The following is a 12,605-nucleotide window of genomic DNA, read 5'->3' as shown; positions in this document are numbered from 1 at the left end:
TTGATACAGGTGGAGTTTGGACCTCATCTGAATCTCAGTTGAGCGTTGATAGATAAGATAATTAAAAATAACTATAAAAAAAGGAGTTTGGGCTATGTATAATAGTAAGTCAAAAATCGCAACGGAGTTTATAGATGACGGTGAAATTCTGACCACCCTTGCCTATGCCCAGGAAAACAAAAGAAATCGTGAACTGATTGATGCTCTAATAGAACGTGCCAAAGACTGCAAAGGCTTAACCCATCGAGAAGCTGCCGTTCTGTTGGAATGTGATTTGGAAGATGAAAATGAGAAAATGTTCAAACTCGCCAAGGAGATTAAGCAAAAGCTTTATGGCAACCGTATTGTCATGTTTGCTCCGCTCTATCTTTCAAACTACTGCATAAATGGCTGTGTGTATTGTCCTTACCACCATAAAAATAAGAACATATCTCGCAAAAAACTTTCGCAGGAGGATATTGAACGAGAGGTCATTGCTTTGCAGGATATGGGACACAAGCGTTTGGCTTTAGAAACAGGAGAAGATCCTGTGAACAATCCCATTGAATATGTTCTGGAGAGTATCAAGACTATTTACGGTATTAAGCATAAAAACGGAGCTATTCGTCGAGTCAATGTTAATATTGCTGCAACAACCGTGGAAAACTATCGCAAGCTTAAAGAAGCAGGTATCGGTACTTATATTCTATTCCAGGAAACCTATAACAAAAAAAGCTATGAGGAACTGCATCCCACAGGACCAAAGCACGACTACGCCTATCATACTGAAGCGATGGATCGTGCCATGGAGGGCGGTATTGATGATGTGGGAATCGGAGTTTTGTTCGGCTTAAATATGTATCGTTATGACTTTGTAGGTCTACTCATGCATGCTGAGCATTTAGAGGCAGCAATGGGCGTGGGGCCGCATACTATCAGCGTTCCGCGCATCCGTCCTGCCGATGATATTGATCCTAAAAACTTTTCCAATGCCATCTCAGATGATATTTTTGCAAAGATCGTGGCCGTAATTCGTATTGCCACCCCTTATACGGGAATGATTATTTCCACCCGTGAATCGCAAGCAACCCGTGAGCGTGTACTGGGCTTGGGTATATCTCAGATAAGCGGAGGCTCAAGCACCAGTGTTGGCGGATATGTCGAGCCGGAAGCAGAGGATGATAACTCGGCACAATTTGAAGTTAATGATACCCGTACCTTGGATCAGATTTTAAACTGGCTCCTGGGAATGGGGTATATCCCCAGCTTCTGTACTGCGTGTTATCGTGAAGGGCGTACAGGGGATCGTTTTATGAAACTTGTTAAGTCCGGGCAGATTGCCAACTGCTGTCAGCCCAATGCTTTAATGACTCTCAAAGAATATCTGGAGGATTATGCTTCGCCGGATACCAAGAAAAAGGGTGAGGCAGTCATTGAAAAAGAAATTCCCAATATACCTAATGAAAAGGTTCGAACAATTGCTTCAACGCATTTGAACGAAATTAAGGATGGCAAGCGAGATTTCCGCTTCTAACTCCTGGAGGATGTAACGTGAACGTTAGAATAGAAAAGGACAATATTGGTAAACTGGAAATTCCAGAATCAAGTTATTACGGAGTTAATACAAAACGGGCTCTTGAAAACTTCGATTTAGGGACGAGAAGTGTTAATCGAAAGCTGATCTATGAAATAGCCTTAATTAAAAAAGCAGCAGCAATGGTCAATCATCGTTTGAAGAAATTGACGAAGGACAAGGCACAAGCTATCATTAAAGCCTGCGAAGAAATCATTGAGGGTAAATTCGATCAGGAATTTATCGTCAATGCTTTGCAAGGGGGAGCGGGAACCTCCACAAATATGAATGTCAATGAGGTCGCCGCCAACAGAGCCCTTGAGATTCTTGGCGGAGAAAAAGGAGATTATCATCTTATCCACCCCTTAAACGACGTCAATATGTCTCAATCGACTAATGACGTTTACCCTACTGCCTTGCGAATTGCAGCCATACGTCTGCTGCGAAGGTTAAGCTATTCTCTGGCAGATCTGCAGGAAGCTCTCCAGAAGAAAGAAAATGAATTTAGTGATGTCCTTAAACTTGGCCGGACAGAGCTGATGGACGCTCTGCCAATGATGCTGGGGCAGGAATTCGGTGCCTATGCCAAGGGCATCGAAAGGGACCGCTGGCGAGTTTATAAAGGCGAAGAACGGCTTAGGCAGATTAACTTGGGTGGTACCGCTATTGGCACTGGCATGAATGCTTCGCATGACTATATTTTTATGATCACGGATACTATTCAGGAACTGACAGGACTGGGCTTAGCCCGGTCTGACTATCCGATAGACATAACCCAAAATAATGATGTTTTTGTTGAAGTATCTGGCCTTTTAAAAGCTTGCAGTACAAATTTGCTGAAAATTTCCAATGACCTGCGTCTAATGGCTTCCGGACCTAAAGGGGGGTTGGGAGAAATAGAACTTCCTCAAAGGCAAGCAGGTTCAACCATAATGCCCGGCAAAATAAACCCTGTCATCCCGGAAATGATCGGTCAAGTGGCCATGAAGGTTATGGCGAATGATTATGCGATTACTTTAGCGGCTTCTTCCGGACAGTTGGAACTTAATTCTTTTATGCCCTTGATCGCAGAAAGCTTATTGGAATCCCTCGAATTGTTGAATCAGGGAGTTATCCTCTTCCGGGAAAAATGTATCGAGGGAATTCAGGCCCAAAAAGAAAAATGCCAAGCCAATCTTGAAAGGTCAACAGCATTAGCTGCGGCTCTTGTTCATCATATCGGTTATGATCGGGCTTCTGAGCTCGCTGGAAAAGCCTTAAGGGGAAATAAATCTATAGGTGACGTTTTAAAAGAAGAAACAACCTTATCGGACTCCCGGATTGCCGAAATCCTCAATCCTTGGGAAGTCACGAAACCGGGTATACCGGGAGGACTGGAAAAATGATTTGCTGGGGGAATTTTAATGAGCTTAAATGATGCACCAAGAGGGGTGAGAGTTCACCTGGCGCTTTTCGGTAAAAGAAATGCGGGGAAATCCAGTGTTATCAATGCCCTGACAGGACAGGAGACAGCTATCGTTTCCGAGGTAAAAGGAACAACAACAGATCCTGTTTTCAAAGCGATAGAAATCTTACCTATAGGGCCTTGTGTGATCATTGATACGGCCGGCTTCGATGATGTAGGAGAATTAGGAGAGCTAAGGATCAAAAAGACCCTGGAGGTTCTTGATAAGACCGATGTTGCCCTGCTTATCATAGACATTAATCTTGGAATCAGTGACGATGACAATTTAATTCTTAAAACGTTAAGAGATAAGAAAAAGCCAGTCATTGTTGTCTTAAATAAGATGGATACTCTGGACAAGTCAGAGGCGGGAAAAAAAGCGGCTCAACTGCAGGAAACCTTAAATACTCCGGTTGTTGCCCTATCGGCTCTCACGAAACAAGGAATTAAAGATTTAAAAAGCGCAATTGTCTCAGTGATCCCGGAGAACGAGGATACCTTCAAAATTGTTGGAGATTTGATTAATCCCGGCGATTTTGTTGTATTGGTTACTCCCATCGATAAAGCCGCTCCTAAAGGACGTCTGATTCTTCCTCAACAGCAGACGATACGCGATGTCTTGGAGAGCGATGCCATGGCAATTGTAACCAAGGAATATGAGCTGAGAGAAACCTTAAGCAATCTCGCTAAAAAGCCCAAACTCGTTATTACGGATTCCCAAGTGTTTCTAAAGGTTGCTGCAGATACACCTAAGGATATCTTAATGACCTCCTTCTCAATCTTGTTTGCCCGGCAAAAAGGAGATCTCACCGAATTTATCCGAGGAGCGAAAGCCATCGACCGCCTCAAGAATGGAGACAAAGTATTAATTGCCGAGGGCTGTACCCATCACCGGCAATCTGATGATATCGGCAGTGTGAAGATACCCAGGTGGATACGTCAAAGAACAGGTAAACAGCTAGAGTTTGAATTCACATCCGGCGTAACCTTTACCGAGGATGTCCAGAAATATGCTTTAATCGTTCACTGTGGAGCTTGTATGATGAACCGAACCGGCATGCTCAGCAGAATAGCGAGTGCTAAAGCTTTGGGCGTACCTATTGTCAACTATGGAATTTTGATTGCCTATGTACAGGGATTGGTGAGCAGAGCTCTTGAACCGTTCCCCTTAGCTAAGATGGTCTTGGAAGAAGAGCTTGGTTAATAGTTGCAATCTGGCAATTTGAGAGATTCAAGCAGAAAAAATGCTACCCTTAATGGAGGAAATGAGTAGTGACTATGCATAATTTAATCGAGAAAGCCTATCAGACCAATGATCTCTCAAAAGAGGAAATAATAGCTCTCGTAGAAACTATAACACCTGAGGAAAGGGAGATTCTCTATAAAAACGCCCTTAAGACAAAACAAAACTATTATGGAAACAAGGTTTATTTGCGAGGGCTGATTGAGTTTTCCAACATTTGCCGTCAAGATTGCTTATATTGCGGTCTTCGGGCTTCCAATACTAAGGTGGAACGATATCGGCTGACACCGGGGGAAATATTGGCTTGCTGTGATAAAGGCTATGAATTAGGTTATCGGACCTTTGTTTTGCAAAGCGGTGAAGATCTTTGGTACACAGTTGAGATACTTAGTGAGCTGATTCGTCAGATTAAGAAACGCTATGACCAAGAGGTGGCCGTCACCCTATCCATCGGCGAGCGGGGAGCGGAAACGTATCAGAGTCTTTTTGCTTCCGGGGCTGATCGTTTTTTGATGCGCCATGAAACTGCCACGGAGGGATTGTATGAATCACTGCATCCGACGATGAGCTTTACTAATCGCAGGGCTTGTTTAAATGCTTTAAAAGAGATTGGGTATCAAGTGGGAGCAGGGTTTATGGTTGGACTCCCCGGACAGACTCCAGCTGATTTGGCAGAAGACCTCCATTATTTAAAAGAACTTCATCCCGACATGATTGGAATCGGGCCTTTCATTCCCCACAGCGAAACGCCTCTGGGAGGAGAGAAGGGTGGAACGGTAGACGATACTTTAGTAATGGTGGCCTTAGCACGACTCCTTGTTCCGGACAGCCTTATTCCGGCTACAACGGCCTTAGGCACTCTCCACCCTCTTGGGAGGGAGCTGGCCTTACAAGCAGGCGCCAATGTTGTTATGCCTATTATCACCCCGACATCGGTAAGGAAACAGTATGCACTTTATGAAAATAAAATTTGCGGTGATGATCATCCAGAGGATTGCCGTTATTGTATTGAGCGAAGAATTCAGGCGGTGGGACAAGATGTGGATTTAGGCAAAGGTGATAGTTGGAAGTTTATCTCGAATGGTGATCGTTTCAAAGAGGCCACTGATTAATTTCTGCCTGGATAATCAATCCTTAGCTCAAGATACAATATGTTTATCCAGTTTTTAAGATCCCCACTTCTTGTAAGTGGGGGTGGTTCCTTCGTTAACTTCAGGTGGGGTAGAGTCCTCCTTCGCCGCTAAGTATTCCTATTGGGAAAGGCGGCTCGGCAATAATGTCCACTGGACATTATTGTATCTGAAGTCCCGATGTTCAGCTTTAGCTGAACGAGTTCACTTAATACAGCCAATTATAATCAATAAGGGGCAGCTTATGTACTTTGAACAGAAGCTGCCTTTTGTATTATCCAGCCGGAAGGATAATGGAAATCCTTGTGCCGATATCTTGTCTGCTTAAAACCTCCATGTGTCCGCCATGACGTTCGGTGATCCACTTAGCAATCGACAAGCCCAGCCCTGTACCGCCTGTGGCTCGGGCTCGGGACTCATCGGTCCGAAAGAAGCGGTCAAAGATTTTGGGGACTGCTTCAGGGGCAATACCTATTCCTTCATCTTGAACGGTCAGGCGGGCTAGATTATCTGAATTAGAAACTAAAATCGTAATTTTTTTACCCGTGGGAGTATATTTCATAGCATTATCTATCAGTATCCTCAGGGCTTGTTTAATAAGACTTTTGTCAGCGTTAATCAAAACTGTCGTGATTTTCGCAGCATAATCGTGGCCTTCATCAATCATCTGCGTCTCCCGCAGTACTTCTTCGACCAGGGCAGACAGCTCAAATCGCTCAATTTGCAGAGCCATCGTGTTATTGTCCCCTCGAGCTAAAAACAAAAGCTGTTCTACCAAGCCCTTCATATTCGCAGTTTCATCTTTGATAGCATCAATAGATTCCTGCAACGTTTTTTCATCGTTTTTTCCCCAACGATCCAAGAGATTGACATACCCTTGGATAACCGAAATTGGTGTCCTTAATTCATGGGAAGCATCGGAGACAAACCGTACTTGGGAACGATAGGATTCGTTGATTCTGTCCAGCATGCCATTGATGGCTGCTGCGAGGGTTTTAAGTTCGCTTTGCGTATCTTCCACGGAGATTCTTGTGTCGAGACGAGTAGCATTAATATCGTCTAACTTGCCGGCCAGAACTTCCAATTGTCCCGGAGAAAAAACGCCTTCAGTACTCAGGTTTCGGGCTGCTTGAGCCAATTGCTGAATTGGGCGGAAGGTATTGCGGATTATTCTTGCACCCGTAAAAATGCTGCGCATCAGCAGCAAAAGCTCAAGGATTACTATTATGGCAAACATTACCATAAGGATCCCAAGTGTCTTTTGCAGGTGGAAAGATATTCGATAAGGATGATCACCGGTTTCAATGGTCACATTATACGTAATTCCCAAAAATCGTCCCCATTCATTTAAGCCTTTGGAATTCGGCAGTTCAATACTCCGAATCCCTGAGGCGGTTTGTTTGGAGAAATAAGTCTTCAAAGGCGGGGGGATTTGGATACCTCCAGGTTCTCCCGTTGGGGGGGCTATACTGCATTCATTAATGGTCAGCCATTGTTCAGCCTCCGGAGTAGGTAAACCTGATTGGGCGATTAGTTGTGCTGCCGATGTCACAGTTTCTTCGGCGCGTATAAATAAGCCTGCGGCTCCCAGCAGGCATAAAAATATATCCAGGACAAGAAAAAGTCCCAGCAGACGGAAAAACAAGGTTATGTTGAGCTTCCAGACGATAGAAAAACGTATTCTGGTACTAATACTACTGGAGGAATTCGAGGAATCACTTAGGGATTTATTTTTCATCCTTAATCACGTATCCCACGCCCCTTACCGTATGAATCAGCTTGACATTGAAGACCTCATCAATTTTGCCGCGGAGAAAACGCACGTAAACATCAACAGCGTTAGTTTCCCCTGTAAAATCAAAGCCCCAGACATTCTCCAGCAGCGCTTCCCGCGAAACGACCATTCCCTTATTTTTGAGCAGATAGTGCAGAAGATCAAATTCCCGTTTTGTCAGGTCGATAGGTTTCCCCTCCATCGTAACCTTATGACGGCCGGTATCCAGCAACAGGCCGGAGGCGGACAATACTTCTGCATTTTCAATTGTTGTTTTGCGCAGGGCGGTGCGGATTCGGGCCAATAGCTCCTCAATGGCAAAAGGTTTCGTGATATAATCGCTCGCTCCGCTGTCAAGTCCGAAAACTTTATCCATCACACTGTCCCGAGCTGTCAGCATAATGATAGGAACTGAGGAGGTTCGGCGAAGTCTGCGCAGGACCTCCATGCCGCTTAATTTTGGCAGCATAACATCTAACAAAACAAGGTCGAACTCGCCAGTTTCGGCGAGTTCAAGCCCTGTTCTGCCATCGAAGGCCTTTGTTGTGATATAGCCCTCATAGCCGAGCTCCAGCTCGATAAAGCGGGCAATTTTTTCCTCATCCTCGATAATCAATATTTTAGAACTCATGAAACCTCACGTCATTTCTCGAATTTTCTAGAGACTTAGATGTTAATAGATTTCTTGAGATTTTCGGCAGCGTCGGCTGCGCTATCCATTGCCCTATTGACAGTATTATTGCCTAAGTCAGGCCCATTGAAGCGATAGTGTAAACCGAAGAAGAGCCCGATGATAAGAAGGGGAATGGTAACCCAGAAAGCGAAGATCAGGAGCAAGCCGAGTACCGTAACCGGGAAAGAGCCTTTGACTTCCTCTCCCTTAAGCACTTCAAAGGAATTGGCATTTCCCTTGCGGATAATTTTCAGGCAAAATTCCCCGACTTTTTTTATAACGGAGAAAAAGGTTTTTCCGTTGTGACAATGATGATGTTGGTGATAATGCTGCTTTCCCCAACAATTGTCTTGATAAGCCTCGGCATTGGGGTCAATCGTTTTTTCACTGCTGTAATAACCGCCTCCGGTCGGGGCAGAAACCTTTCCCTGTTTTTCCAAATAGATAATGGCATCCAGCAAATCTCCATTTGCTGCATCGAGGGCAGCTTTGGCTTCTTCATAACTAATATTTGCCATCGTACATAATTTTTCGACTTGTTCCAGGGTTGTCATTTTAAGAATTCCTCCTTGTTTTCTGTTAGAATACCTCTTTGTAACATTTCAATGTGTGTTCTGGTGCCGCAACTGACTATGTTTGTATTCTAACCTCGAAAACTTCAAGGATAATTTGATAAAAATTAAAATTTGATTAAAAAATTAAAGTGCTGGACTTGCAGATGTCTAAAAAATCGCTGGTAAGATCAGCTCATATAAATACTATCAACGAAGTCTATTTTGTCAATAGTACACTAAAGTATGCGTCTTCCTTTTTCGCCTTTGAAATTGTAACTATTGGTTCTAAATGAGCGTAACCTACTGTGCAGAATCCTTTTATCCAATCGTAAGATTCCCGCTTCCTGTCTTCAAGTGGGAGTGGCCCCCATACCTAGCTTCGGTGGGGGTAGAGTCCATCCTTTAGCTGAACGAGTTCACTCTTTGTTAGAGCAGGCAGTGATATCCGTGAGTATATTAGTTTATGGCTCACATTGGGGAATTGTTTGAGAATCACTGTTCTCGCAAATGTTGCTTTAATCAAAGAGAAAGGAGGGGTGGAAGATGAATGGAATTGACTGTGCTACTAGGCTGAATTTGACAAATGTTCAAAGCTTAAAAATATCGGGAGTTTTAGCGGTTGGACGATACCTTGGCTACAAACAAGGTTGGACGAAATCGTTGTCTCCTGATGAAGTTCAATTAATTTTTGTGGCCGGGTTAGACATCTTTCTTATTTGGGAGTCCAATCCGATCAACAGGAGTTACTTCACCTATGACCAAGGAGCAGCTGATGCCAAACAAGCTGTGATTGAGGCTGAGTTTCTCAGTGCTCCCAAGGGTGCGGCAATCTATTTTGCAGTTGACTATGATGCTCAAGCCGGAGATATGTCCTCTATCCAAGACTATTTCAATGGAGTGAAGGATGGATTAGGCGGTCAGTTTCTAACGGGAGTCTATGGATCTTATGCGGTCATGAATGGTATTCTGGCAGATAAATATTTTCAAACCTATGCCTGGTCCAATGGTCAAAAAGCGCCAAACCATATTTATCAATATAATAACAATATTTATTTGGCAGGTGTATTTGTCGATCAAGATTATGTGAATGAAGACGCAGGCTTATGGAAGAGGAGTGACAATATGGGCTTAGATATAGCGGTCTTATTATATACAAAGGAAGACTTTTGGGCAGGAAACGACGTAGCTGTTAAAAATGGAAATTGTGCTTTATTTGTGAGACCGGACGATCATTCTGTCCCCAAGACTGCTATGAGCGCAGCAACACTGATTGTTGTCGGCGGACCTACGACGGGGCATCCAAACGAGGTGCTTCTGAGCGGCAATGACAAGTATGACACAGCTGCAGCAGTAAAAAAATATTTAGGCTAAGATCTAAAAATGTTTAACCTACTCTTTACAGCCCCTTCACGGAAAGGTAACTTTCAGGGTTTATTATAAGGGTAACAACACACGTCATTTTAACCCCTCCATGCTGAGGGGGCTTTTTTTGCATAGTTGTATATTAGAAGATGTTCTTTAGGTTTAACATATTTTTTAATTAAAGTTCATGGAACTATAACAAAAATAATCTATGATAAAGGCAAGAGCTTAAGGTTTTGAGACCGAAGCAAACAAAAACCTGTTATCCGCTAAGCGGTTAACATATTCTCACTTTTCTTCCGTCGTCCTTCCTTTACTCCCCTCACCATGAGGGGCTTTTTTTTGCCCAAGATAAGTTTTATTATTGAATGCCTTGCCTGTGAACCTTTGTATTATTACTCTTACGAAATGAAGCTGGTAAAGGGTAATACTAAGCTATTAGAAAAAATCTCTTTAGCTTATATTGACTTGCATAAAAAATATATTTACAATATATAATATTATTATATATATCATAGTTGTATATATAATAATTATACGTATATAAAACTATGAGGTAAGGTGAGCAATTTATGGCAACTGTTAATAAAACTAAATATGCACTTCTTGGTGTTTTAAACATAATGCCTTGTTCTGGATATGACATTAAAAAGTTCTGTGATTCTTCTATATCCCATTTTTGGAATGAAAATTATGCACGGATTTATCCTGTACTAAAGGAGATGGAGAAAGAAGGGCTGGTTGTTAAGAAAACGGAACAAACCGAAGGAAGACCCCTGAAGAATGTTTATTCGATCACTGAAGCAGGTAAACATGAATTGGATGCCTGGCTTTTGGAACCGGTTCAAAGCATCATGGGGAGGAATGAGCTTCTTCTCAAATTATTCTTTTCCTCCGAAGTGCCTCAGGAAAATATCATCGAGAAGCTTGAGGAAGAAAAAGTAAAGCACGAGAAACTTATCGCTGACTATTTGCAGATGGAAGAAATTCTGAAAGCAGATGAGCAGGTAAAAAACAGCAAAAATCTTCCGCTTTGGCTCGCGACCCTTAGTTGTGGAAGATACAATTCTGAGGCAAGGATTAAATGGTGCAGGGAGACGATAAAATCCCTGACAAATAACTTCGCTATTGAAGGAGATTGACTATGATGCCATGTTTCCGGGATGTATTAGAAAATAAAAATCCACAGAAGAGCGTAATAAGGATTAAAGGAGGGTGTGGGCTATGAAGGTGCTGATACTCAATGGAAACCCGAAAGCAGAGAACGAGAGGTTCGAGGAATACATTCAAGAGTTAGCTCTTGATTTGAAACAGAATGGTCATAATACCATTGTGTTAAATCTAAAGGAAATGGAAATAAACCGTTGTATTGGTTGTTATTCTTGTTGGCTAAAAACCCCCGGTAAATGTATTTTTAACGATGATGATCCCCAAATATTAAAGGAATATTTGAAAGCGGATTTGGTACTATTTGCTTCGCCTATTATTATGGGTTTTATCAGTAGTTTGTTGAAACGTGTACAAGAACGATGCTTGCCCCTGGTGCTTCCGTTTTTGTATGTTAAGAACGATAGAATGCAGCATATATCCAGGTATGAGAAGTATCCGGCAATTGCCTTGCTTCTTGATCATTCGGAAGATTATGATCAGGTCAGCGCCGAAATCATAGAAAAGGTCTTCCGAAGCAGCAACAGTCGTAAGTTTCTTTTTACGAAAACGATGAACAATAGTCCTGAGGAGGTCGCTTATGCAATTAACAGTATTTAACGGATCACCAAAGCTTGGGAAAAGTAATACAGAGCTGATGGTGAATGGGTTTCTTGAAGGTTTTGAGAAGACACCGGGTAATGGGTCCAGGGTGTTTAAACTTAATCACTTAAAATCTGTGAAGGAAGCTGTAAGCATAATTCAAGAGTCGGAGTATATATTGCTGGCCTTTCCTTTGTATTCTTATTCCATGCCGGCAGGGGTTAAGGAATTGATTGAAGAACTGGAACCTTTATGTGGGAATTGCGGCAATAAGAAGATAGGATTTCTAGTGCAATTTGGGTTTAGAGAGGCCATACACGCTCGGGCATTGGAGAAATATCTTGAGAAGGTAACATCTCTCTTAAACGGGGAATACTTAGGAACCATTATTAAAGGCGGGTGTGACGGACTGGCGAAAGAATTAAATTCTTCCCGCACAAAAAAAGTGCTGAATGGAATCTTTGACATCGGCAAAGTCTTTGGAGAAACAGGCAAGTTCAGTCGGGACCTTCTGGATCAATATTCCAAGCCTGAGACTCAGACGATGCTTTCAAGAATCATGATGAAATCCTTTGTCAAGCTTGCCAATAAGTATTACTGGGGAGCGGAGCTTAAGAACAATGGCGTATTTGAAGAAAGCTATGCCCAGCCCTATAAACAAGACTGATTGCAACTGCTCTCCCTGGATGTTTCCCTTTAAAATATTCAATACGCTGAAAGTCAGATTGGTTAATTTTGACAATCTGACTTTTCTTTATAACTTTATATCTATTCCTGGAATAGATGGGGCGTTATCTATAAATTTAAAAACCGACTCGTAAGAGCCGGTGTAGGGACTAGCTGTTAAGCAATTTAGACTTTACCCGGTTCAAAAGGTTACTAGCGGTATCACATACCCCGACAGCCCCAAATCCAATTAATAACCCTTCGAGGAGACGTTCCTTTATAGTGCCATGTAAAAGCAAAAAACTGCTGATAAGGCCCAAAGGAATCGCAAAGAGATGGGCTGTTATTCGGCTAACTCCATATTTCTCGAAAGTTTCTACGATACTATAAACAATTACTATAAGGACACTGATGTCTAACATTATCCTCACCCTATCAAAGAGTATATCTAGTCCATC

General features: G+C 42.6%; 12 protein-coding genes. 8 read left to right on the top strand and 4 right to left on the bottom strand.

Annotated elements, in window-relative coordinates; all coding sequences use genetic code 11:
* The first annotated feature begins 94 nt into the window (after positions 1-94).
* The 4 genes from hydG to hydE all read left to right on the top strand — a co-directional run bounded on the left by hydG (position 95) and on the right by hydE (position 5,351).
* Entirely contained in the window at positions 95-1,513 is a 1,419-nt protein-coding gene (gene hydG, locus B5Y67_RS21170; protein WP_088228354.1) for a [FeFe] hydrogenase H-cluster radical SAM maturase HydG, read from the top strand.
* Between the two features lie 17 nt (positions 1,514-1,530).
* Positions 1,531-2,937 (top strand): aspartate ammonia-lyase, encoded by a 1,407-nt coding sequence (locus tag B5Y67_RS21165; RefSeq protein ID WP_088228353.1) that lies wholly within the window; start codon positions 1,531-1,533, stop codon positions 2,935-2,937.
* An 18-nt stretch (positions 2,938-2,955) separates the two neighbouring features.
* On the top strand, positions 2,956-4,200 hold the full coding sequence (gene hydF, locus B5Y67_RS21160; RefSeq protein ID WP_088228352.1) for a [FeFe] hydrogenase H-cluster maturation GTPase HydF: 1,245 nt from the start codon (positions 2,956-2,958) through the stop codon (positions 4,198-4,200).
* A 74-nt stretch (positions 4,201-4,274) separates the two neighbouring features.
* On the top strand, positions 4,275-5,351 hold the full coding sequence (gene hydE, locus B5Y67_RS21155; protein WP_088228442.1) for a [FeFe] hydrogenase H-cluster radical SAM maturase HydE: 1,077 nt from the start codon (positions 4,275-4,277) through the stop codon (positions 5,349-5,351).
* Positions 5,352-5,643: 292 nt separating this feature from the next.
* On the opposite strand, the gene B5Y67_RS21150 is transcribed toward hydE, so the two are convergent.
* The 3 genes from B5Y67_RS21150 to B5Y67_RS21140 are packed head-to-tail and all read right to left on the bottom strand — an operon-like array spanning position 5,644 to position 8,370.
* Complete coding sequence (locus tag B5Y67_RS21150; RefSeq protein ID WP_088228351.1) at positions 5,644-7,107, bottom strand: HAMP domain-containing sensor histidine kinase; 1,464 nt, start codon at positions 7,105-7,107, stop codon at positions 5,644-5,646.
* Complete coding sequence (locus B5Y67_RS21145) at positions 7,097-7,774, bottom strand: response regulator transcription factor (protein ID WP_088228350.1); 678 nt, start codon at positions 7,772-7,774, stop codon at positions 7,097-7,099. Before B5Y67_RS21145 ends, B5Y67_RS21150 begins: the two co-directional genes overlap by 11 nt.
* Before the next feature lie 35 nt (positions 7,775-7,809).
* Positions 7,810-8,370 carry a ubiquitin gene (locus B5Y67_RS21140; protein ID WP_088228349.1) on the bottom strand — a complete coding sequence of 187 codons (561 nt, stop codon included), beginning with the start codon at positions 8,368-8,370 and terminating at the stop codon, positions 7,810-7,812.
* A 543-nt stretch (positions 8,371-8,913) separates the two neighbouring features.
* Between B5Y67_RS21140 and B5Y67_RS21135 the strand changes: the two genes are divergently transcribed.
* The 4 genes from B5Y67_RS21135 to B5Y67_RS21120 all read left to right on the top strand — a co-directional run bounded on the left by B5Y67_RS21135 (position 8,914) and on the right by B5Y67_RS21120 (position 12,148).
* Positions 8,914-9,741, top strand: a complete 828-nt coding sequence (locus tag B5Y67_RS21135; protein WP_088228348.1) for a DUF1906 domain-containing protein — start codon at positions 8,914-8,916, stop codon at positions 9,739-9,741.
* 563 nt (positions 9,742-10,304) lie between these two features.
* Positions 10,305-10,874, top strand: coding sequence for a PadR family transcriptional regulator (locus B5Y67_RS21130; RefSeq protein WP_088228347.1), 570 nt, complete (start codon positions 10,305-10,307; stop codon positions 10,872-10,874).
* A gap of 82 nt (positions 10,875-10,956) precedes the next feature.
* Positions 10,957-11,499 carry a flavodoxin family protein gene (locus B5Y67_RS21125; RefSeq protein WP_088228346.1) on the top strand — a complete coding sequence of 181 codons (543 nt, stop codon included), beginning with the start codon at positions 10,957-10,959 and terminating at the stop codon, positions 11,497-11,499.
* On the top strand, positions 11,480-12,148 hold the full coding sequence (locus B5Y67_RS21120) for a hypothetical protein (RefSeq protein ID WP_088228345.1): 669 nt from the start codon (positions 11,480-11,482) through the stop codon (positions 12,146-12,148). The genes B5Y67_RS21125 and B5Y67_RS21120 overlap by 20 nt, the downstream gene beginning before the upstream one ends.
* A 169-nt stretch (positions 12,149-12,317) precedes the next feature.
* Here B5Y67_RS21120 and B5Y67_RS21115 read toward each other — a convergent pair whose 3' ends face one another.
* Positions 12,318-12,569 (bottom strand): hypothetical protein, encoded by a 252-nt coding sequence (locus B5Y67_RS21115; RefSeq protein WP_242976069.1) that lies wholly within the window; start codon positions 12,567-12,569, stop codon positions 12,318-12,320.
* Between the last annotated feature and the right edge of the window lie 36 nt (positions 12,570-12,605).

The sequence above is a fragment of the Desulfosporosinus sp. FKB genome (assembly GCF_002196705.1).
In the GTDB taxonomy this organism is placed as follows: domain Bacteria; phylum Bacillota; class Desulfitobacteriia; order Desulfitobacteriales; family Desulfitobacteriaceae; genus Desulfosporosinus.
The sequence above is the reverse complement of the archived record's forward strand: the minus strand, read 5'-3'. Positions and strand labels throughout refer to the sequence as shown.